The organism is Psychroserpens citreus (assembly GCF_055686305.1).
Genome location: NZ_CM145999.1, coordinates 380875 through 403446, shown reverse-complemented (window position 1 = coordinate 403446; position 22572 = coordinate 380875). Strand labels below are relative to the sequence as shown.

The 22572-nt window shown below is 32.7% G+C and carries 24 protein-coding genes and 1 riboswitch; of the genes, 11 read left to right on the top strand and 13 right to left on the bottom strand.

Features of this window, described 5'->3' with window-relative positions:
- The first annotated feature begins 70 nt into the window (after positions 1 to 70).
- Positions 71 to 958 carry a T9SS type A sorting domain-containing protein gene (locus tag ACTU6T_RS01965; RefSeq protein ID WP_460219584.1) on the top strand — a complete coding sequence of 296 codons (888 nt, stop codon included), beginning with the start codon at positions 71 to 73 and terminating at the stop codon, positions 956 to 958.
- Positions 959 to 1038: 80 nt separating this feature from the next.
- Here ACTU6T_RS01965 and ACTU6T_RS01960 read toward each other — a convergent pair whose 3' ends face one another.
- The 7 genes from ACTU6T_RS01960 to ACTU6T_RS01930 all read right to left on the bottom strand — a co-directional run bounded on the left by ACTU6T_RS01960 (position 1039) and on the right by ACTU6T_RS01930 (position 5813).
- Positions 1039 to 1578, bottom strand: coding sequence for a YceI family protein (locus tag ACTU6T_RS01960; RefSeq protein ID WP_460219583.1), 540 nt, complete (start codon positions 1576 to 1578; stop codon positions 1039 to 1041).
- A gap of 22 nt (positions 1579 to 1600) precedes the next feature.
- On the bottom strand, positions 1601 to 1963 hold the full coding sequence (locus ACTU6T_RS01955) for a hypothetical protein (RefSeq protein WP_460219582.1): 363 nt from the start codon (positions 1961 to 1963) through the stop codon (positions 1601 to 1603).
- Positions 1964 to 1973: 10 nt separating this feature from the next.
- The gene (locus ACTU6T_RS01950) at positions 1974 to 2822 is read right to left on the bottom strand and encodes a DUF5777 family beta-barrel protein (RefSeq protein WP_460219581.1); all 849 of its coding nucleotides are present in this window, start codon (positions 2820 to 2822) and stop codon (positions 1974 to 1976) included.
- A gap of 143 nt (positions 2823 to 2965) precedes the next feature.
- Positions 2966 to 3730, bottom strand: a complete 765-nt coding sequence (locus ACTU6T_RS01945) for a T9SS type A sorting domain-containing protein (RefSeq protein ID WP_460219580.1) — start codon at positions 3728 to 3730, stop codon at positions 2966 to 2968.
- Positions 3731 to 3749: 19 nt separating this feature from the next.
- Complete coding sequence (locus ACTU6T_RS01940; RefSeq protein WP_460219579.1) at positions 3750 to 4127, bottom strand: OB-fold protein; 378 nt, start codon at positions 4125 to 4127, stop codon at positions 3750 to 3752.
- A 111-nt stretch (positions 4128 to 4238) separates the two neighbouring features.
- Positions 4239 to 4715 carry a hypothetical protein gene (locus tag ACTU6T_RS01935; protein WP_460219578.1) on the bottom strand — a complete coding sequence of 159 codons (477 nt, stop codon included), beginning with the start codon at positions 4713 to 4715 and terminating at the stop codon, positions 4239 to 4241.
- A 21-nt stretch (positions 4716 to 4736) separates the two neighbouring features.
- Positions 4737 to 5813, bottom strand: a complete 1077-nt coding sequence (locus ACTU6T_RS01930; protein ID WP_460219577.1) for a hypothetical protein — start codon at positions 5811 to 5813, stop codon at positions 4737 to 4739.
- A gap of 111 nt (positions 5814 to 5924) precedes the next feature.
- Between ACTU6T_RS01930 and ACTU6T_RS01925 the strand changes: the two genes are divergently transcribed.
- Genes ACTU6T_RS01925 through ACTU6T_RS01915 form a run of 3 tightly spaced genes read left to right on the top strand, consistent with a single transcriptional unit; the run spans position 5925 to position 9683 of the window.
- Positions 5925 to 6449, top strand: coding sequence for an RNA polymerase sigma factor (locus ACTU6T_RS01925; RefSeq protein WP_460219576.1), 525 nt, complete (start codon positions 5925 to 5927; stop codon positions 6447 to 6449).
- A 47-nt stretch (positions 6450 to 6496) separates the two neighbouring features.
- Positions 6497 to 7408 (top strand): FecR family protein, encoded by a 912-nt coding sequence (locus ACTU6T_RS01920; RefSeq protein WP_460219575.1) that lies wholly within the window; start codon positions 6497 to 6499, stop codon positions 7406 to 7408.
- A 25-nt stretch (positions 7409 to 7433) separates the two neighbouring features.
- Positions 7434 to 9683, top strand: a complete 2250-nt coding sequence (locus ACTU6T_RS01915) for a TonB-dependent receptor plug domain-containing protein (RefSeq protein WP_460219574.1) — start codon at positions 7434 to 7436, stop codon at positions 9681 to 9683.
- Here ACTU6T_RS01915 and ACTU6T_RS01910 read toward each other — a convergent pair.
- Positions 9680 to 10228: an acyl-CoA thioesterase gene (locus ACTU6T_RS01910; RefSeq protein ID WP_460219573.1), complete on the bottom strand. Its 549-nt coding sequence runs from the start codon at positions 10226 to 10228 to the stop codon at positions 9680 to 9682. The two genes, ACTU6T_RS01915 and ACTU6T_RS01910, sit on opposite strands and share 4 nt — an antisense overlap.
- Before the next feature lie 2 nt (positions 10229 to 10230).
- Positions 10231 to 11550, bottom strand: a complete 1320-nt coding sequence (locus ACTU6T_RS01905; protein WP_460219572.1) for a DNA recombination protein RmuC — start codon at positions 11548 to 11550, stop codon at positions 10231 to 10233.
- A gap of 186 nt (positions 11551 to 11736) precedes the next feature.
- On the opposite strand from ACTU6T_RS01905, the gene ACTU6T_RS01900 reads away from it, so the two are divergent.
- Positions 11737 to 12387 (top strand): hypothetical protein, encoded by a 651-nt coding sequence (locus ACTU6T_RS01900; protein WP_460219571.1) that lies wholly within the window; start codon positions 11737 to 11739, stop codon positions 12385 to 12387.
- A gap of 5 nt (positions 12388 to 12392) precedes the next feature.
- Here the strand turns inward: ACTU6T_RS01900 and ACTU6T_RS01895 are convergent, their stop codons facing one another.
- From ACTU6T_RS01895 to ACTU6T_RS01885, 3 genes are read right to left on the bottom strand one after another with little or no spacing between them, the layout of a single operon-like run.
- Positions 12393 to 13187: an ABC transporter ATP-binding protein gene (locus tag ACTU6T_RS01895; RefSeq protein WP_460219570.1), complete on the bottom strand. Its 795-nt coding sequence runs from the start codon at positions 13185 to 13187 to the stop codon at positions 12393 to 12395.
- The gene (locus ACTU6T_RS01890) at positions 13188 to 14198 is read right to left on the bottom strand and encodes a FecCD family ABC transporter permease (RefSeq protein ID WP_460219569.1); all 1011 of its coding nucleotides are present in this window, start codon (positions 14196 to 14198) and stop codon (positions 13188 to 13190) included.
- Entirely contained in the window at positions 14199 to 15353 is a 1155-nt protein-coding gene (locus ACTU6T_RS01885; protein ID WP_460219568.1) for an ABC transporter substrate-binding protein, read from the bottom strand.
- Positions 15354 to 15420: 67 nt separating this feature from the next.
- A riboswitch (cobalamin riboswitch) is annotated at positions 15421 to 15624 on the top strand.
- Positions 15625 to 15652: 28 nt separating this feature from the next.
- Here ACTU6T_RS01885 and ACTU6T_RS01880 point away from each other — a divergent pair.
- On the top strand, positions 15653 to 17485 hold the full coding sequence (locus tag ACTU6T_RS01880; RefSeq protein ID WP_460219567.1) for a TonB-dependent receptor plug domain-containing protein: 1833 nt from the start codon (positions 15653 to 15655) through the stop codon (positions 17483 to 17485).
- Positions 17486 to 17488: 3 nt separating this feature from the next.
- On the top strand, positions 17489 to 18550 hold the full coding sequence (locus ACTU6T_RS01875) for a YncE family protein (protein WP_460219566.1): 1062 nt from the start codon (positions 17489 to 17491) through the stop codon (positions 18548 to 18550).
- A gap of 55 nt (positions 18551 to 18605) precedes the next feature.
- Here the strand turns inward: ACTU6T_RS01875 and ACTU6T_RS01870 are convergent, their stop codons facing one another.
- Positions 18606 to 20051, bottom strand: a complete 1446-nt coding sequence (locus ACTU6T_RS01870) for a S41 family peptidase (RefSeq protein WP_460219565.1) — start codon at positions 20049 to 20051, stop codon at positions 18606 to 18608.
- Positions 20052 to 20418: 367 nt separating this feature from the next.
- On the opposite strand from ACTU6T_RS01870, the gene ACTU6T_RS01865 reads away from it, so the two are divergent.
- From ACTU6T_RS01865 to ACTU6T_RS01850, 4 genes are read left to right on the top strand one after another with little or no spacing between them, the layout of a single operon-like run.
- The gene (locus tag ACTU6T_RS01865; protein WP_460219564.1) at positions 20419 to 20928 is read left to right on the top strand and encodes an RNA polymerase sigma factor; all 510 of its coding nucleotides are present in this window, start codon (positions 20419 to 20421) and stop codon (positions 20926 to 20928) included.
- A complete protein-coding gene (locus ACTU6T_RS01860) occupies positions 20915 to 21430 on the top strand; it encodes a hypothetical protein (RefSeq protein ID WP_460219563.1) in 516 nt (171 codons plus the stop codon). Before ACTU6T_RS01865 ends, ACTU6T_RS01860 begins: the two co-directional genes overlap by 14 nt.
- 5 nt (positions 21431 to 21435) lie before the next feature.
- A complete protein-coding gene (locus tag ACTU6T_RS01855) occupies positions 21436 to 22008 on the top strand; it encodes a DUF4252 domain-containing protein (RefSeq protein ID WP_460219562.1) in 573 nt (190 codons plus the stop codon).
- A 3-nt stretch (positions 22009 to 22011) separates the two neighbouring features.
- The gene (locus ACTU6T_RS01850) at positions 22012 to 22557 is read left to right on the top strand and encodes a DUF4252 domain-containing protein (RefSeq protein ID WP_460219561.1); all 546 of its coding nucleotides are present in this window, start codon (positions 22012 to 22014) and stop codon (positions 22555 to 22557) included.
- Positions 22558 to 22572 lie beyond the last annotated feature (15 nt).

Below are 22572 nucleotides of genomic sequence, written 5' to 3'. Positions count from 1 at the left end.
TATAGAATTGTTAATTTGGAATCATTGTTGATGTATATATATGATAATGAGCTCGATTGAAATATAGATTATGAAAACAAAACTACTTTTTTTATCATTGTTATTAACCACTTCACTTGCTCTTTCTCAAGTAGTTGGAGGCCAGGTTGATGATTTTCAAAGTGACACAACAACTCAGAATTGGATTATTGGTAGTCCGGGTTCAGCAGTATCACCTCCAGCTCATGTTTCTGGAGGAGGACCAGCTGGTGGAGAGGATAATTATTTGACTTATACGGCAATATTTCCTGAAAACATGCCATATGCAGGAAGTAAAATGGTTATTTTTAATGCTGGTGCTCAATGGTCAGGTGATTTTACAAGTGAGGGAATTGTTGCTATCGAATTTGATGCTAGAGTGACAACGAGCGATTTAAACTTGCGTGTTGCTTTTCAAGGACCTAACGGACGTAGAATTTGTACAACTAATGCTGTTAATGTAATTGCAGGATCAGGATGGCAATCTATTTCAATTCCAATTTCTGCGGCTGATTTTACAGCTGTTGGTGGTTCTGGTTCTGTAACTATTGAACAAGTTTTAGCTGCTGTTAATACCATGAGGATTTTAAGTAGTAGTGTGCCTACATGGGTAGATGTTGATGATTTTCCAGGATCTTCTTCAACTTTAGATCTTGATAATATTACAGCGTCTTTAACTTTAGGTGTTGGTACTATTGAGGCTAAAAGTGAATTTGAAATTTCTCCAAACCCGGCAACATCTAAACTCAATATTAATTTATCTCAAAACTTAGATAATGCAAATATTACGGTTTATAATGTTCTTGGGAAAAAAGTATATACAAGAAGTTTAGATACTTTAACGTCTTCTATAGATGTGTCTAATTGGAATTCAGGAATATATTTAGTTAGAATTTCTACTAATAGCAAAACGATTACTAAACGTTTTGTTAAACAATAAAATATAGAGATAATTTTAAAAGCCATCATTTTATTTTGATGGCTTTTTTTTAATTAAAATGGTAGAATTACCATCGATTGTTATTTTTTCTGTTTGAGCTCAAAATCGAATGTGATTATGATATCTTCTGAAATTTTATTCCGTACAATTTTTGGGATGTCAATACTAAAATCAGATGCCTTTGTTTTAAAGTTACCTTTGATAACTATTGTATCATTATTTAGTTGAAACTCTATAGCAATTTGTTCTATATATTTTGATTTTCCATGAAATGTAAGCGTTCCATTTAGTACATAGGCAGTTTGTATGTTTTTATTATCAAATTCTTCTATTGTTCCTTTAAAGGTTGCCTTTGGAAAACGATCAGATTCAGCATAATTTTCATTAAAATGCTCTTCCATTAATGCGTTTTTAAACCTAAAGCTTTTAATGAGTAAAAGAGCTGCTATGTCTCCATTTTCGACATTCATTATTGCAGTTGCTGAATTACTTTTTGCAGCTACTTTTTCAAATGAAGGCACTGAAGCCTCAAAATCTATTGTGCCAGTTTTGGTAATGTATTTGTTTTGAGAAAAAGCGGTAAAACTTAATACGAATAATAAGTATAATAAATTTTTCATAGCTACTTTTTGAATTTTAAAATCAGTTTTCTAATAAACCATCTGCTTCCCATTGTACGATGATGTCGATTAAATTTTGTGGTAAACGCGGCCCTCCAAAAGGCATTAAAAATCCTTGGTCATTAGATGAGATTCGAGCAATTAGATCATTGCTTTCTATAGCAGTTCTAACATCAGTATAAGTTATTAATGATATTGGAGCTCCATTAATTGGAGGGTTATTATGGCATGAAATACAGTTATTATCAATAATAGATTTTACATTATCATTATAAGATACTACAGTTGGGATAGGTGTGGCATCAATTAAGTCTTCTTCACTTACACTAGTACAACTACATAATAGTGTTGCTAATAAAACAAATAGTTTAGATGTGTTGTTCATAATTTTTTATTTAAAATACGCGACTAAGGTTAAATCCAAAATAGATGTTACCATCGCTCCAGTCACCGGTTGCTTGGCCAATAAAACCATTAGTATTCATAGCTTGAGCATTGGAAAAATGCATTTGGAATACATGTCCGCCAGTTTCTAAGTCGAAGCCAATAGATAACGGATTCTTAAATGGAGAATGAGAAGTTCTGTTTAAATGCCAACCATAATCAGCATTTATTGACCATCGTTTGGATAGTTTATAACGGGTTCCAAACCCAAGAGCAAATTGTGAGTTGTCTTGATTATTTTGTTGTACATAGTTGTCATGAAAAAAAGTTGGAGCCAATTCTACTGAGAAATTAGTATTTACTTTTCTTGAAATCAATAATTGAGCAGTATATCCAATACGATGTTTAAATTCTAGTTTTGGTAAGTTATCTTCCTCTAAAGCAGTATTAATTAGTATGGAATTAAAACCCACAATTGTAAATGGAAAGCCTTTATTTTGTTGTCTAAAGATTCTATATTTCGCAGAAGCTTCATAAATCTTCTGAAAAGAACTTCGAGAAATGCCCACATTAAAACCGTCTGAAATTCCATAAACAAAATTTAAACGTGTAACAGCATCGTCTAGTCCGAAAAAGCTGTCAAATCCATTTTCAATGCTTCCAAATCGATGTGATACTATGAATGTGAATTCTTGTTTGGCAACAAGTTTAGTAGATTCAAAATTAACAATTTTCAAGCCTTTAAATGTTGCGCTAACCGATTGATTGTCAATAGTATTTATATCAATTTCATCTAATAAATCATTTTGAGCTATCGCTAAAATAGGGATGCAGAGTATGAGTATGAATAAATTTTTCATAGAGAATAAATTAGAATATTAATATATGTTGCGCTTCTGTTTAAATAGCGAAGCTAATGCAAGCACTTATTTAGTTTAGAGGAGAAATAATCTTTTAAATAGAGCCAAATACCAATTGTTGGTATTTGGCTTATTGATATAATTTAGTTTTTGACAAAACGTTTCGTTTCAGATGCATCACCAGATGATATTTGTATTAAGTACAGCCCATTTGTTAAATTTGAAACATCGATTTGAGATAGCCCATTTTCCATAGCTTTTCCACTAATAATTTGTTTTCCTAAAACATCAAACACTTGGTATGTTAAGTCAGATGCATCGTTTTGTGTTTCTATATGTAATACAGTAGATGTTGGGTTTGGGTAAAGATTTAGATTTGATAAAGTATTAAGATCGTTTACACTTAATAGCGTATCCCAAAAGCCTACCCCAAAATCAGTAGCTCCACCATTAAATTGATATGGAGGTGCAACATTTATAAATGTACCAGCCGTCCAAAATCCGTTAGATACTGCTAGACCTTCTCGTCCGTTTCCACCGCTTCCCCATTGAGTGAAATCAATCATATTTGCTGCAACTCCAAAACTTCCTGTTGGAAGATATAAGCCTAAATCGGCAGCAGAGTCATTTAACCAATTGCCAGCTATTGATACAGTGACTTCTGCATTAGGAGCTAGATTAAATGAACCTTCAACAATGGTAGTCTGTGAAGATAACGTTCTGTAGGTAATGAGACTACACAGTCTGTGTGAACCAACATTTTCAGTTGTATTTCCAAAGTTTTTAATCGTTACTGTGTCTGCAGCAGGATCAACCTCTACAATTCTAAATTGCGCATAGCTATTAGCGCTCACAAAGGCTATTGTAACTAGTGTAAATAATGTTTTAGTAATGTAATTTGTTTTCATAGTTCTATTGTATTTGGTGTTAATTAATAATGCATTGATCTAATTTTACTTGCTCCAATAAGTCATCATATCCAATCACTCTTCCTTTAATTACAAGATAGGAATCGTTATTTACGGTTTTATTAAATGAGTTTGTAAATTGACAAAAGACTTTATCTTCAAGCGTAATTGTATTGTTTTCAATCTCTGATACTTTACCAGAAATTTTAATAGTAACGTTAATGTATTTAGTGTCTGCAATGCTTAAATTTTCTGAAAATTGCTGAGCAATGTCTGTAGCTAAAACGGTGTATTCGGCAGTTTCACTTTCTACATCTCTATGGTCTTGATAGATATAATTATATCCAACAATACCAATAATAATTACTGTGATAATCAAAGCAATACGTTCTCGCATGTTTTTAGTTTTTTTGGGTTATAAACTGCTTCAATAATTCAACATCAAAGCAGTTTATTTTCATAACAATTTAAAATCCCTAATTATTAATAATTAACCCTATTTTCTTTTTCAATTTTTTTCAAATGTTAGTATATCTGTTCCTCCATTTCCGCCACTTACATCTAATAAGTCTATTACAGTGCTTGAATACATAACAATATCCCAATCATCATTTAAATCTTCAAAGTCATTATCTTCGGAAACCGGAAAGAATATATTAAAGTCAATATCGTCACTACTACTACTACTACTACTACTATCAGTAACAGACCAAGTACCTGTGTATGTTGTGACGCCATTGTTTGCAGTTAAAGTTCCATTAGTTTCAAAAGTGAAATCATAGCCATTAAAATCATTTGTTTCATTATCTCCAGAGTCTATATAGCTTGTAATTTGCCATGTTCCAGAAATTACAGTGTTTTCAATTTCAGTGATTTCTATACTGTTGTCATTTGGACTTCCGTCATCGTCGTCTGATGAACATGTTGATGACATTAATGAGAAACTTAACATGAGCATCAATCCGTAAAAAAATGTATTTTTCATGATTAATTATTTTATATATGATTAATTACAATTGTTTTCATAGCGTAATCTATCATCATCACCTTCTCTTAAATCAACTTTAGTGTCACTGCTTGCTGTATCAATTTCATGTAAGTTCCAGTTCAAGTTACAAAGTGGTAAAGCAGGAATATTGATATCTACCGTAATATTATTACCAGTTCCAGAAGTAGACCAAGTACCGTAGACTGTGGTTGTATTCCAAAACACTGAAAGTGTTCCATCACTAAAGAAATTAAAGAGATAGCCATCATAGGCATCATCATAATTGGTGTCATTACGTTCAAGTTTATCTACTTCCCAATCTGGACAATCAATTAATATGGTTTCCAATTCTTCAGGAGTACAAAAATCACAATCGTCGTCATTGTAATCATAATCATCATCTTCATCACAATCATCTTGATAGTTTGAGATAATAAATTGTAAATCAGATAAAGAGTTCACTTCAACTTGAGATCCATCAGATAATATTACTGATATTGGAAAGTTTAAGGTGATGATGTCATTTTCAGAAATACCATTAATAAATACGTAGAGTTCGTTATCATTATTGAAAATTTCTGTAGAGATTAGCTCATTTTCGATATTGAAAATTGATGCTGAAAATGGATACACAAAATCAATACATTCAATATCCTCGTCACTAATATTTTCGCCATTACATGTAGCAGCAAAATTTGCTAACTCTGTTTCATTATTAACAATAATTTCAGAGAAATTACTAAATATAATCGTTATTGGGTAAGTTATAACTAAGGTGTCTGTATCGTCATCAGAATTGTCAAAAATGGATTCAACTAAGGCATAATCAGATTCAGAATTAACAATAACTTCAATAGAATTGGCTGTGACAGTGACTGGAAGTTGAATATTAAAACAATTCGCCAAATCCAAGATATTATCATTAGATCCGTCGTTAGTAGCTGTTCTTAACATTAAATTAGTAACTAAAGCACTAGGTGTTAAAAGGTCTTCTGGCGGAGTTTCAATTAGCTCAGTTTCTTCTTTTCTACAGGATGTAAAAAACATTATTGATGAAAGAAGACCTATAAATACTATTTTAATTGTTGATTTCATAAATTCTGCATTTGGTTATATCTAATGCATTTTAATATACAACAACTCAACTTTACAAACTCCTGAAAAAAAATAAATATTTATTTACCTTTAGAATCTAAAATTGGACAATTGCCTAAAGACCTTCAAGATAATATATGTGATGCCAAAGTTTTTGAGCATATATATAATAGGTATTCAAAGGATATTCATGATTTCCTATATTACAAATATGGAGCTCAATTTAATCCTAAGGATAAAGCACAGGATGCCTTTATCAAATTATGGGATAATTGCCAAAAAGTGCCATTAAGCAAAGCAAAGTCGTTTTTGCTTACCGTTGCAAATAATATGGTGCTCAATGATATTAAGCATAATAAGGTCGTACTCAATCACCAAAAGTTTCAACCTAAATCTCATACTAATGAAACTCCTGAATTTATTTTAGAACAAGAAGAATATCTTCAGCGTTATAAAAAAGTATTAGAAGGTTTAAGCGAAGAACAGCGTGTCGCTTTTCTTATGAATAAGGTTGACGGCAAGAAACATCAAGAGATTGCTGATTTGCTTGGTGTCACAAAAAAGGTGGTAGAATACCGAATCTATAGTGCGTTTAATATTCTGAAAAAAGAATTAGAAGGATTTAAAATAAAATAGTCAGGAGAAATGAAATTGAAGTTGTTATATATTTAGAAGACGGATGTATGGATAGAAAAGATCTCTTACAAAAATGGTTAAATGATGAACTGTCACCTGCTGAAAAACAAGTGTTTGAGCAAGGCGATGACTTTGCTATGGAAAAAGCCATCATAGAAAATGCAAAACATTTTAAGGCTTCCAACTTCTCTCAACCTAAAACTTTTGAGGCCTTTCAATCGTATTATCAAAACAAGAAACCTACAAAGGAAACATCAAAATGGTTTAGACCATTGTTGAAAATTGCTAGTGTTTTGGTCATTGCATTTGGGGTTTATTTCACGTTTTTTTATAATAACCTCACTCATGTGCAAACTATTGCTGGTGAACAAACCATAATAGAACTGCCAGATGCATCTCGAGTGATTCTAAATGCAGAGTCAACCATTGAATACAAGGTTTCTAATTGGGATATAAATAGACGTTTGCATCTTGACGGAGAAGCTTATTTTAAAGTTGCAAAAGGTGAAACTTTTGAAGTTGTCACAACTCAAGGTGTGGTAACTGTTGTAGGTACTGAGTTTAACGTAAAACAGCGACAGGATTATTTCGAAGTGCAATGTTTTGAAGGGGTTGTGAGTGTCACTTCCAATGATATTACTAAAAAATTATTAGCAGGAGATACCTATAGAGTATTGAATAATAAGTTTAGCCAAGATAAAATAACTCAAGTATTACCAGAATGGACTCAAAATAGAAGTACATTCAAAGCAATTCCATTTACAGCCGTGGTTGCTGAAATGGAGCGTCAGTATGGTGTAATAATCTCTATAGAACAAGTTGATGCTAACCGTTTGTTTACAGGTGGTTTTATCCATGATGATATAGATAATGCATTATTATCAATTACACAGCCTATGAGTTTGTCCTATAAAACTAATGCCTCTAATGACATTATAATCTATGACAATAAAAAATAAACTATATTTTTTATGTTTCCTTTTTATGATGTTTTCTTTTGAAATAAATGCTCAAGAGACCGCAAAGAAATTACCTTTGTCTGAAGTATTCAGGCAGCTACAAGCACAGTTCAATATTCAATTTAATTATGCTGAGGATAGTATTGAAGATGTCACTATAAGTTTGCCTCCTCAAAGTCTTACCTTAGAGGATGTTTTGACATATTTAGAGGCAAATACCAAATTTACTTTCGAGAATTTAGATGGGACATTTATTCTAGTGAGTTTAAAGGAAAAACCGTTTGAGTTACAACAACTCTCAGAAGTAATTCTTTCCAAATTTATTGTAAGAGGTATCAATAAACTAGATAACGGAACTTATGAAATCGATTTTAAGCAGTTTGATATTTTACCTGGGCTTATTGATACTGATGTTTTGCAGGCTGCGCAGGCGTTTCCTGGTATTCAAAGCAGCAATGAAACAGTGTCTAATATCAATATTAGAGGCGGAACCCATGATCAAAACTTAATTTTGTGGGATGGCATCAAAATGTATCAATCTGGTCACTTTTTCGGATTAATATCAATGTTTAATCCACAAATTACGCAACGGGTCAATGTGATTAAAAATGGTTCTGAAATTCAATTAACAGACGGTGTTTCTGGAACTATATCTATGGAAACTAGCTCCAAAATAAACAACAAGTTTAAAGGGAGTTTAGGACTTAATTTTATTGACACTAATGGTTTTGCAGATATTCCACTTAGTGAAAAATCATCTATCCAATTGGCAGCCCGGAAATCTGTAAATGATATTGCAGAAACACCAACATACTCTAATTATTTTGATAGAATATCTCAAAATACTGAGGTAGACCAAAATATGAATGACCTTATAAATTCAGATCAAGAATTTGATTTTTATGATATGTCTTTGCGTTGGCTATATAATATTACTGAAAATGATCAACTCCAGGTTAACTTTTTGAATGCTAATAATGAGTTGCGATTTAACGAAAACTCAATAATTAATGCTACTGAAATTTCTAAAGAAAGTAGTTTAAGACAGCAAAGTATTGCTGGAGCTGTTCATTATAATAGATTATGGAATGATAGATGGGAAACAGCACTTGAAATTTATGAAACCGATTATAAGTTAAAAGCTATCAATGCTAATGTGTCAGAAGAACAGCGATTTTTACAAGAAAACATAGTGTCTGAAACTAGTGCGAAATTTATAGCAAATTATAAATGGAATGAGCAGTTTCAATGGCGAAATGGTTATCATTTTGTAGAGACAGAAATCACCAATGTTGATGACGTAGATACTCCACGATTTAGATCGTTAGTATCTGAAGTTGTTAGAACACATGGTGTGTTTTCTCAAATAGATTATAAATCCAAGTCTAGAAAAACCAATTTAAATATAGGCTTGAGACATAATTATATTGATAAGTTTAGTAAGCATATTTTTGAGCCAAGACTTACTATTACGCATCAATTTTTGGATGATTTTTCGGTTGAGTTTTTAGGTGAACTCAAACATCAAAACACCTCTCAGATTATTAATTTTCAGAATGACTTCTTAGGAATTGAAAAAAGACGATGGCAATTGTCAAATGATAAAGATATTCCTGTTCTTAGAAGTAAACAAGCCTCTTTAGGTTTGAGTTATAGTAAAAAAGGCTGGTTAGCGAGTGTTGATGGCTATTATAAATATGTTAAAGGGATTACTAGTCAAAGTCAAGGATTTTTAAATCAATATGAGTTTGTAAGAACGATTGGAAGTTATGATGCATATGGTTTGGATTTTATATTGAGAAAGCAAATTTCAAACTTCAATTTTTGGATGAGTTATGCATATATGAAAAGTGATTATGCATTTGAAGACTTACCCGAAATGAACTTTCCAAACAATTTTGATATTACACATGCTATAACCTTTGGATCTGCTTATACTTTAGAGCATTTTAAGTTAGCATTAGGATTACATTGGCGCTCTGGACAACCTACTACCGAACCTATTGCAGGAAATGAAATAGATACTGATATTGTGAATTTTGAAGCCACTAATTCTAGTCGATTAGATGATTATTTACGTGTAGACATATCTGCACTTTATGACTTTAAACTATCAAATGCTACAAAAGCAGATATTGGAATTTCAATCTGGAATGTCTTAAATAAAGACAATGAAATTAATAAGTTTTATAGGGTTTCTGATGGATTTGCCAATGAGACCACTCAAACCTCTCTAGGCTTAACACCTAATGCGGTATTTAGAGTACACTTTTAATTATCGGGAAGCTCTATTTTTACACGATATTTTTGTAGTTCTTCAAGATAATCGGTGTGCGAAAAATTGACGCTGTCAAACTCTTTTTTTCTAGAGCGCTTTGTTTCTATACGTTTTATTGATTTCAGTAGGCGTTTTACTTCAGTTTTATCATTAATGATCAATCCAGGAACTTCAACAGATTTTCCATTGTCGTCCTTGGCAACCATTGTGAAATAAGACGAATTACAATGTTTGATTTCACCAGTTCTTATATTTTCAGATTCTACACGAATACCAACAACCATAGAGGTACGACCAACATAGTTAATAGAGGCTTTCATAGTGACGAGTTGTCCAATTTCTATCGGACTTAAAAAATCGACGGTATCCACAGAAGCAGTTACACAATAGGTTTCAGAATGTTTAGATGCGCATGCAAATGCAATTTGATCCATAAGATTTAATATATATCCTCCATGAATCTTACCTCCAAAATTAGAATGAGAAGGTTGCATTAATTCTGAAATACTAATCCGAGAAGAATCTATTGTTTTATACGTCATACTTATTCACTTGCTTTTGCACGTTTAATAATAGTTTCTGGAAGTGACTTTTTAGCTTTTGCTCCCATTTTTTTGAGTTTTTCTACACTAGTAATTAAATTACCACGACCTTCAACCAATTTATTCATGGCAGAAGAATAATCTCGTTTTGCATCGTCAATTTTTTTGCCAACACCAGTTAAATCTTTAACTAAGCCTTCAAATTTATCATATAATGCTCCAGCTTGTCGGGCAATCTCAATAGCATTTCGTTGTTGTTTTTCATTATTCCACATCGTGTCAATTGTGCGGAGTGTTGCCAATAATGTAGAAGGAGTTACTATAACAATATTTTGTTCAAACGCTTTGTTATACAAAGAGTTGTCTTCATTGATGGCAACAGCAAAAGCAGGTTCTATTGGAATGAAAAGTAATACAAAATCTGGCGACTCGATATCGTACAAATCTTGGTAGTTTTTTTCAGATAATTGATCTACATGTTTTTTTATAGAATTGATATGCGCTTTTAAATACAAAGTGCGCTCTTCTTCATCGGCATTGACATAACGCTCGTAGTCGGTTAATGATACTTTACTATCAATAATCATCTTTTTATTATCAGGCAGATGTAAAACTACATCAGGAAGTACTCGCGTACCATCAGCTAATGTAAAACTCTGCTGAACGTAATATTCTCTGTCTTTTTCTAATCCTGATTTTTCAAGGACACGCTCTAATACCAATTCGCCCCAATTACCTTGCATTTTACTATCTCCTTTTAAAGCTTTAGTGAGGTTTGTGGCTTCCTTAGTCATTTGTTGATTAAGGTCTTTTAATCCGAGTAATTGCTCTTTTAAGGCTGAATGCATAGAGATGCTTTCTTTTTGAGTGTCTTCAACTTTTTTCTCGAATACTTGAATTTTTTCTTGTAGCGGATTTAAGATGTTCTTGATATTTTCTTTATTCTGAAGTGTGAATTTTTCAGATTTTTCATCCAATATTTTAGTAGCTAATAGTTCAAAATCTTTTCGCAATTGCTCTTGGCGTTCCTCTAATTCTTCATCACGTTTAAGGTTTTGTTGCTGAAGGTTTTCATACTCCGTGTTTTTTCGTGCCAACTCTGTATTTAAAAATTCTTTCTCACGTCTTATGGCTTCACGCTCACTTTCTAAATTTGATAGCTTGTGTTTTAGTTCTTCAATAGTGGAAGACATCTGATTCTGACGCTCTTCTAAGGTACTCTGTTCACTTTTACTTTTCAGTTTAATAAAAAGCATACCAAGATAAGCACCAAGACCTCCTGAAATAAGAATAGCGAGAATGAGTATAAGATTGTCGTTCATAAAGTAATTAGAAATTTAACCAAAGATAGGTAATTGAGGTGTTTAATATAAATTAATAATTAATGATTTTGTTGCTTTTTGTTCTACATGTAGGTACAAATACGCATTTTAATAATTGGGTATTTGCTTTCTGAAATAATGACATTAATTAATAGTATTTTACATAAATAATTAAAGTTTAGAATCATGTCACAAGAACAAAGCCAAGAATACAAAGAAACAGTTTTTCTTAATGACGAAGAAATTTCATTTCGGGAAGGAACCTTAGAACAACTAAATTTTGAAGAAGAAAAATGCCTTGTTGCTAGACCTCCAATGTTAAGTAAGTCTAAAGTTGATGATGCAATCAAAGTTTCAAAATTTATTTGGGATATTATTAAGGATTCTAAAGCAGAGGCTGTGACTTCGGCGACAACAACACGAGTACTATCGTCCAAAGATAGTGATTGGAAAAACTATGAGTATGCTGAGGACTTTTCGTCTGATAAAGTAACTTACAAGTTAGATAACTTTGCTGGAGTCAATTGTTATAGTGTAGAGTTTAAGGTCGCAGGAACTTATCGCGCCGTAAACCCAGATTTTGGTGGAAAATGGATTCCAAATATTCATATTACTTTTTTTGAATGCCATGCCAATTTTCCTTGGAAAATAAATGGGAAAGTTGTTATTGATGATAAATTTGTTTCGAACATGGGATCTAAAAAAGACCCTATACCACAACTTGTGCTAAATGTTAAAATAAAAACCGACGCCAAGTTTGCGCTTAATTGGGAAAGCCATGAACGTACATTTGAGTTTACTATGAATGGACAAGATGGTGTAAAGTTGGTTAAATAAAATATCTATCTCTTCACTTTAAAACTCCCAGTTTTATTATCAAAACTGATCAAATCTTCAGGGAAAAGGGTTTCGAAGACACCTTGCTCTATAAGTTGACATGGCGAGTTAGAGATTACACTGTTATTGGTCATGACAACCATAGTATTACATAATTGAATCGCTAAATCTATTTCATGAGAAGAGAATAATATGGTTTTATTCGTGTCTTTAACCAATTGCTGTAATAGTTTTAGAATGTAGGCTTTGTGGTACATGTCTAAATGTGTGGTAGGTTCATCTAAAATAATGAGATTAGTGTCTTGAGCCAGTGCTCGCGTAATCATCACTTTTTGTAATTGTCCATCACTTAATTCATAACATTTACGATGGGTTAAATCTGAAATGTTAGTTTGTTCTATACAATTGTTAATGACTGATATATCTTTTTCTGTAAGGTTGCCTACCCAATTGGTATAGGGTTGTCTCCCTAATGCAATTAATTCATAAACTGATAAATTTTTTGATAAGAGTTGCTCAGTCAATACCAAACTCATGGTTTTGGCTAATGCAACACCAGAATAATTGCCTAGTGACTTTCCGTTTAAAATAATGTTACCATTTAAAGGTTGTTGAATCGTCGTAAGTGTTCTTAATAAAGTTGATTTACCAATACCATTTGCGCCAACTAATCCTATGAGCTCTCCTTGTTTGAGTTCAATATTGATATTCTCTGCAATTACAGATGTATTGTTTTTCGATGTATATCCAATAGCTAGTTGCTGTGTTTCTAAAATGATATGAGCATTGTTTTTTTCCATTTAAAATACCATTTTTCGTTGTCTAACTAGTAACCATACTACAATAGGAGCTCCAATTAAGGAAGTTATCGCATTAATGGGTAAGGTATAATCGCTTGCAGGCAATTGGGCAATACTGTCACATATGAGCATAACGATAGCTCCAAAAATAAATACAGCGGGTAGCAATATTTTATGATTAGATGTATGAAATACTTGCCGAGCAATATGTGGAATAGCCAAGCCTATAAATGCAATTGGTCCTGCAAATGCGGTAATGGTTCCTGCAAGCAAACTTGTAGCTAAAATAATAATTAATCGACTTTGCTTTATGTTTAGCCCTAGGCTTCTAGCATAGTTTTCTCCTAATAATAAGGAATTCAGTGCTTTGATAGATATAATCGTCAAAATTATTCCTAAAGCATAAATCATAAATAAAATAAAGAGCTCATGCCATGATAAATTACCTAAACTTCCAAAACCCCAAAAGATATATTGTTGCAATTGTTCGGCTGAACTGAAATAGGCTAGAACACTTACTACTGCAGCTGTAATGCTCCCAAACATTAACCCTATTATTAATATCGCCATGGTATCTCTCACTTTTGAGGATACTAATAATACAGCGAGAAGCACCAAGAAACTCCCTAAACTTGCAGCGATGATGATACTCCACTTAGAAATCAAAACGGTAGCTATAACACCTCCAAAAAGTCCAGAGCCTAAAATAACCAAAGCCACACCTAAGCTTGCCCCAGAACTAATACCAAGTACAAATGGACCAGCTAAAGGGTTTCTAAATAAAGTTTGCATGAGTAAACCAGAAACACCTAAGCCAGAGCCAACTAATATGGCAGTTAATGCTTTTGGTAATCTGTAATTTTGGATGATGTAATTATCAGACATACCAAAAAGACTATTAAATACTTCGGAAACCGGAATACTTACTGAACCCAGACTAATATTAACTAAAAAGCAAAGCAGCAATACTGCGATTAAAATAACAAACGAATATGTATATGTTTTATGCAATTACTTTAAAGGTTTATAAAATGTCGTTTCGTAATCTGATAGTAATTCAGGATGGCAAATTTTAATCAGGTCTTTGAGTACCAAATCTGGTCTTGCCGCACCTATTTCATAATACGTCATCCCGCCAGTTTCACCTATAGTATTTGAAAACGTATACATATTTTTATGTTGAAATGCGTCAAATTCAGCATAATGAGAATTTGCAGTCTTTAAATCGGTATAGCTTGTATAGTATGATGGACTTAACCATAGTTGCGCATCTTTAGCTTTTTCAAAAACAGCTTCAAAACTTAATGATAAACTACCAGTGGTTTTAGTATCACTCCATAAATAATTAGTGTTCGCATCTTTCAATAGTTGTGCTTCAGGGCTGGTGCCATTGGGTAAATACCACACATCTTTATACATCGCTCCAGAAAGTACAGTTGGTTGTGTTAATGCCTTTTGAGCAATCAATTTGGCTTCTAAATAATCTGCCTCAATTTGATTAAATATAGAATCTGCTTCCTTCTCTTTGCCATATAACACACCAAAAAATTTAATCCACTCAGCTTTTCCTAAAGGTGTTTTTTCAACCCAATCGCCATTGTAAATAACTGGAATTCCCGCCTTTTTAATAGTCTCCATGCTTTTATTTGTACCATCAACTCCAAAGGCAACAACTATGTCTGGATGTATATCTAATAAGGCTTCTGTGTTAATACTTTCGTTTTTACCAAGTTCTCTAATAGTTCCATTGTCAATTCTTGCTCTAGTTTTTTTAGAAGAAATATAAGAAGTACCCGGAAATCCAACGAGTGTTTGTTCCACGCCAAGGAGCTCTAAAGCAGGAATGTGAGTGGTTGAGGTTACTACGATTTTTTGAATAGGCGTTATTATAATGCCATCATATTGGTCTTTTGAGAATGATGTTTTGGCCGCCTCTTTTTGAGAAATTAATACGTATTTGAATTTTTGTTCACTTTTGGGCCATGGATTTTTTACAGTTAGAATTTTATGATTTCCTGAAGAATTTATTGAGAAACCTTCGGCATGTTTTAAAGCAGTAGTTTTTGATACTGTCTCAAGAGGAGGCAATGTTCTCGAGAGTCCTTTATCTTCTTTACAAGAAAATAATGCAAAGCAAATCATTAGAAGAAATAATAGTTGTTTCAAAACTTAATTGTTTTCTCCAAAAGTAATATTATTTCAAGTTTTCAAGGAATACAAGTACAAAATGTTTACTTTCGCAGTGAATTTAGGTTCTAGTTGATTATACAACTAGATTAAAAGGGAATCTGGTGCGATACTAATTTTCAAATCCAGAACTGTTCCCGCAACTGTAAGCTATAATGCTTGTTATTACCTTCATTGTCACTGGAAATATTTCTGGGAAGACCAATAACAAGACGCAAGTCAGGAGACCTGCCTTAATTCATAATCAAAATAACTTTCGGGAGAAAAGTATTTGAAGTATGAAACGTATAGCCTTTTTTTATTTAGTATTGCTGATAGGTAATATAGCGCAAGCTCAAGTAATTACTGATTCAATTCAGCAATTGGATGAAGTTGTGTTGAGTGATGTGAAACTCAAGCGCTACGCTAATGGTTATAAACTTACGGTGTTGTCTGATTCGTTATTAAGAAAGAATAATGCATCATTGACTAATGTTTTACGCTTTAATTCCAACTTATATTTCAAAGAAAATGGTTATGGAATGGTGTCTTCTCCATCGTTTAGAGGTACTAATGCTTCTCAAACAGCAGTTATTTGGAATGGCATAAATATTAATTCGCAGCTTAATGGACAAGTTGATTTTAATACGATTTCATCGTCAAATTATAATACTATAAGTGTTAGAAGTGGAGGAGGAAGTGTCCAATATGGAAGTGGTGCTATTGGAGGGACAATTCATTTATCTAATGATTTTGATTTTCAAAGTCATTTTAATCACAAGGTGCAATTGGGATACGGCAGTTTTAATACTAAAGATGCAACGTATAACTCGTCTTTCGGAAAAGATAAATGGGCAGGTAGTATGGGAGTGGCTTATGTTGATTCTGATAATGACTACAAGTTTTTGGGAACAAACAGACGAAATGATAATGGCGCTTTTGATAACTTAGACCTTAGTTTTAATTTAGGATATGTATTGACCGATAAAGATGTGCTTAAACTCTATCATCAAAATTTCAAGAGTAGCCGTGAGTTTTCATCGACATTATTGGCGCCTTCAAATAGTAAATACAAATCCCACGATTTTCGTAGTATGCTCGAATGGGCTCACATTGCAGAACTCTACACATCTAGCCTGAAAGTTGTACATTTATTAGAGCAGTTCAAGTATTTTGAAAATAAAAATTCAGATAATTTTTCTGAAGGTAAAGCCAATACTTGGCTTGTAAAATATCATTATAAGCGTGAATTTTCTAAGCGATTAGCCCTAAGTCTAATTACAGATTATAGTTATATAACTGCCGAGGGCAATAGCTTTAATGATCCTAAAAGAAATGCCTTCTCTACAACTGCTGTTCTAAGCCATCGTCCATCAGCTAAGCTTCAGTATACATTGAATCTTAGAAAAGATGTTATTTCAGATTTTAAAAGTCCGTTAGTATTTTCAGGAGATCTAAGTTATCGATTATTGCAACCATACACTTTAAAATTCAATGCTTCAAAAAACTTTAGAGTGCCTACGTTTAACGATTTGTATTGGAATCCTGGTGGTAATTTAGATTTAGAGCCTGAAACGTCTTATCAACTAGATTTGGGGCACGAATTAATATTTCAGAATATCAATATAAAACTGAATAGTTTTTATATAGAAACTTCAGATTTAATCCAATGGCGACCAAATAATAACTCTGGATATTGGAATCCTGTTAATATTGCGAATGCCAAGCATTATGGATTAGAAGCAGAAGTTCAATTAAAAAAGCAATTTCAAGATCATATAGTTCACTTATCATCTGCGTATTCTTACACAGAAACCGAAGATGTTGAAAAAGATCAGCGTTTGTTTTATGTGCCTGTTCATAAAGTCAATGCTAATTTATCCTACAACTATAAGTCGTTCTCAGCCTTTTATCAGCATTTATATAATGGTGATGTTGCTATTATAGGAGATACTCTTGATGGATTTGATGTTGGCAATTTAGGAATGTCATACGCATTCAAAACTAAAGGAGAATTGATATACATTACCGATTTCAGAATTAATAATATTTACGATACTTATTACGAAAATGTAGCATTGCGACCAATGCCAAATAGAAACTTCAATATTAAATTAACACTTAAATTTTAAATCATGAATACCAAAAAAATTGCTTTTCTTTTTTTATCGATCGCTTTGATGATAACCTCATGTAGTAACGATGATGATACAACTCCTAATGTGCCATTAGGCGATTATGAAAATGGGATATTAATTTCGCATGAAGGAAACTTCGGGCAAGGAAATGCGTCTGTCTCTTTTGTGTCTTTTGATTTGATGACTACTCAAAATAACATTTTTAGTACAGTTAATTCAAGTCCGTTAGGCGATACAGCGCAAAGTATTGCTTTCAATGGAAATTTAGCCTATATCGTTTTAAATGTCTCTAACTCAATTGAAATCGTTAATAGATACACTTTCGAATCTGTAGGAACGATTAACACAGGATTAAATAATCCAAGATTTATAGCCTTTGCTAATGGTAAAGGATATGTTACCAATTGGGGAGATGGTGGAGTTGCTACTGATGATTATCTCGCTGTCATTGATTTAGCTACTAATACATTAGAGGCTCAAACAATTACTGTTGAAGAAGGCCCAGAAGAAATCGTATCTAACGGAAATACACTTTATGTGGCGCATCAAGGTGGTTTTAGTCAAAATAATATCGTATCAGTTGTAGATGCAAGTTCAAATACAGTAGTTACAACCATTACTGTTGGTGATGTTCCAAATTCTTTGCAATTGGATAGTACAGGAAACTTATGGGTCTTGTCTGGTGGGAAACCAGCTTGGACAGGTGATGAAACAGGAGGAATGTTATCCAAAATTAATACGAGCGATAATAGCGTAACATCAATAGATTTTGGAACAACAGAACATCCTAATTTTTTATCACTTGATAATGGTTCTTTATATTATAATATTGGCGATTCTGTTTTTAAAATGGATAGCTCGGCAACAACTTTGCCTACAACTGCAGAATTATCAGGAGTTAATTTTTATGGTATGACAGTTAGAAACTCTATGTTGTATGGAGTAGATGCTGTAGATTTTACAAGTAATGGTGAGTTGTATATTTATGAACTAAATACAAACTCATTTGTAGACTCAGTGACTTTAGATATTATTCCTAGTGGTATTTACTTTAATTAAAGTACTATAGAATTCAATTAAAAAAAGCCACTTTTAAGTGGCTTTTTTTAATTTTTTATTCTAAACCTAAACGATCGAAGTTCACATCATTATCAATATACATGGCTTCTTCATAAGGTTTAATATTGATATTGGTTTTGATAGATTGAAACTCACTAGGTGTAAACGGACTAATGCGCCCAGAACCTTCAATAGAAGCTAAAGCTAAAGCTAGAAGCGGTTCGTTAACATCGCCTAAAGTGCCAAAGTTTCTTGGTGATTCTACTAAAGTTATATCCGGTATGATACCAGAAGATGGTACTTCAGTTTCATTAACATTAACCGAATTTGCAACTAAAGGTTGCATGGCATAAGTATGGTTTGGGTTGATATCTTCAGGAGATAATTCTGGTGAATCATAAATGGTTACTGAAGCTTGAGTCTTTCCTGTAGTGGTGTCACCAATTTGTACCACATCTATATAAGGGCTTAAACTGTTAATGACTAATTCACTTGCAGAAGCTGAACGATTGGTTGTTAACACATAAACTCTATTTAAATTTAAACTGTTAATTGTACTACCATTAAAACTGTTGACGAAATCAAAATCTCTATTAGCTGCTTGCTGATTTGGGTTGTAAAATAATTTAGAAAACACATCACCTGTAAACTGACCAGTAATCATACTACCTAAAAAAGATGCAACATCTATTCGGCCTCCTGGATTATATCTTAAATCGAGTACTAAATGCTGCACGTTATTGGCTTGAAATTCTCCAAATGCATCGTTGAGCTCGTTTACAAAACTTGCATTAAACCCATTATAGACTAGATAGCCTACATTTTCTCCGTCTACTTCAATAATATCGGCTTGATGTACTGGGTTTTCGGTATACGTTTGTTTTGTTAATTCTTGGCTATCTGTTGTTGGTACTATGGTGTCATCATCTACTGTTTCTGTCCCATTATCATCATAAGTTGCAAAATTAAGCGTATAGGTATCTTGGTTTAATAGACTACCTAAATTATCTTCAGTTAAAGCTGTTCCGTTTACAGCATCGAATATTTGTCCGCGTTGTAATCCTAAATTATCTGCTACACTATTATTGAGTACTAAGCGTATAATTCCGAACACTTCTGTAGAGCTTCCAGGCTTAAAGTAGAAATTGAATTCCAAACCGTTACTTTTAGAAACTCCAGAAAGTAACTGTTCAAATTCTATATAATTTGGAATGATAACACTAAAACGGTCTACAGTTTCTCTTTCGTAGATTAAACTTTCAAATAATGATTCGGGAGTGTTAAAACTGTTTAAATAATCGGCATATTCACCATTAGACGAAAAGCGGTTATTCGCTAAATCTGGAATATTTTCTTGATATAAATAGACTGCATTCATGCCTTTCCATACAAAGTCGTTGATTTCACTTGCAGATACGGCATTGTCATCTCGATCTTCAAAGCAGCTAGTCACTGATAGTGAAAGAAGTAGTAGGAGACTAATCTTTAATAATTTTATCATTATTGGGTGTTTTAAAATTTCCGAAGTAAAATACAAACCGCTAGCAAAACGATAAGAACTTTAGAAATATGATATTAATTTTCTTTTTCAAACCTAATAACAAGCTCATAAGAGCTTTGTCTAGTAAACTCTAAATTTACTTACATTATTGTAAATTAAAAAATTTTAGGCGCACCTTTATTTTGTCTGTTCGAACAAAGTTGGGAACTATTTGTAAACATTTCGACACTTCGACTACGTTCAATACAGGCTGTATTAATATGACAAATTAAAATAAATTTAATAGGTGTTGTAACAAAATTGAAATAGGCTCGTCGTAACTATAAGAAGCAGAAATAATCAGCTGTTTTAAACTAACAAACCAAAAATGACACAAACTGATTTCACAAAATTGGTAATGCCTTTTAAGGATAAAGTCTTTCGTTTAGCAAAAAGACTTCTAGTTTCTACCGAAGAAGCTGAAGATGCAACGCAAGAAATTTTGATGAAGTTGTGGCGTAATAAAGAGAAAATAGCTGAATATAAAAATGTAGAAGCCTTTTCGATGACCATGACAAAGAATTTTTGTTTGGACAGACTAAAATCAAAACAGGCACAAAATTTGAAAATTGTTCATAGTAATTATCAAGAGAACAATACACCGCTAGAAAAACAAGTAGAAGCAAAAGATAGCGTTAATTGGGTATCACGAATAATTGAAGAATTACCAGAACAACAAAAAATAATATTACAGCTCAGAGATATAGAAGAGTACGACTTTGACGAAATAGCAAAAGTAGTAGATATGAACCCTACAGCCATTAGAGTCGCGTTATCAAGAGCTAGAAAAACAATAAGAGAAAAATTAACTAATACACATCGCTATGGTATTAAATAGTATAGAACAATTACTGGAAAAGTATGACAATGGCGAAACAACGCTAAAAGAGGAGCAAAGACTCAAATATTATTTTGCTCAAGAAGAGGTCGCTCCCCATTTAGAGTCGTACAAATTCATGTTTCAATACTTTAACAGCACAAAACAAGAACTATATACAAAAGACGTTCCATTAAAACCTAGAAAAAGCTATATCTATCAATGGATTTCTGTCGCAGCAGTTGCGGTTCTTATGTTAGGAATTTTAATTCCGAATGTTTTTGGAAACGGTCCTGTAACTCCTGAAGTTGTTTACACAGCAGAACAATTAGAAGCTTACAATCAAACCAAAAATGCCTTATCGCTTTTGTCTACAAGTTTTAATGATGGGGCAAGTAGCGTAGGCACATTGAGTCTGGTATCTACCAATTTTGAAAAAGGTACCGAAAAAGTAAATCATATCAATGAATTTGCTAAAACAACAAACAAATTAGTAAAAAAGAACAAAAAAAGTAAAAACTAGAAATCATGAAGAAATTAATATTAATCCTTGCAATAGCACTAACATCAACAGTCTCTTTTGGTCAGAGTATCTTTGATAAATATGAAGATAATGAAGAAGTAATGTCTGTTATCGTAAATCAAAGAATGTTTAAAATGCTCGCTACAATGGGCGTAGATGTTGATGATCCTGAAGCTCAAGAGTACATTGATATGGCAAAAAATATCACTGGACTTAAAGTATTCACAACTGGAGATGCTAGCATCTCTGCCGATATGAAAGCTACTGTATCAAGTTACTTAAAAACATCAAAATTAGATGAGTTGATGCGTATTAAAGATGGAGATCAAACGGTTAAGTTTTATGTGAAAGAAGGAAAAGACGAAAACCATGTAAAAGAGCTATTAATGTTCGTTAACGGTTTGAAAGAGTTAACTAATGGTCAAGATATTACCATTAATGGTAAGAAAAGAGAAGTAGAAACGGTATTGCTATCATTAACAGGTGATATCGATTTAAGACAAATCTCTAAGTTGACAAACCAAATGAATATGCCAGGAGGAGAGCAGTTAAAGAAAGCTGGAAAAGATAAAAAATAAGACATGCATACATCAATCAAAACAATAATCAAGATGGTAATTTTGGTTGTGACTTTACAAAGTTGCAACCAAAATTTATCGTTACAATCTTACTACGTAGATAGTGAGCTAGCACCAGGATTTACAAGCTTAGACGTACCAACCAGTATGCTTAAGATTGATGAAGATCAATTAACTGAAGCGCAAAAAGAGGCGCATGAGTCTATAGAAAAATTAAGTCTTTTAGCTTTTGTTGTAGACGAAAGCAATAAAGAAACGATGGATATAGAATTGGCTAAAGTAAAAACCATTCTAAAAGACCCTAAATACGAAGAATTAATGCGTGGAGGGAATTCTACCGATGGAAAATTCGTTGTGAAATGTATTGGCGATGGCGATAATGTTGATGAGTTTATTCTCCTCGGAAATTCAAACGAGTCAGGTTTTGTCGTTGTAAGAGTCTTGGGTGACGATATGAATTTCAATAAAATAATGGAGTTAGCATCTATATTTGATGAAAATAGTATTGAAGAAAGTCAATTCAAGGACATCACTAAGTTTTTTAAATAAACACTTATCACAGAT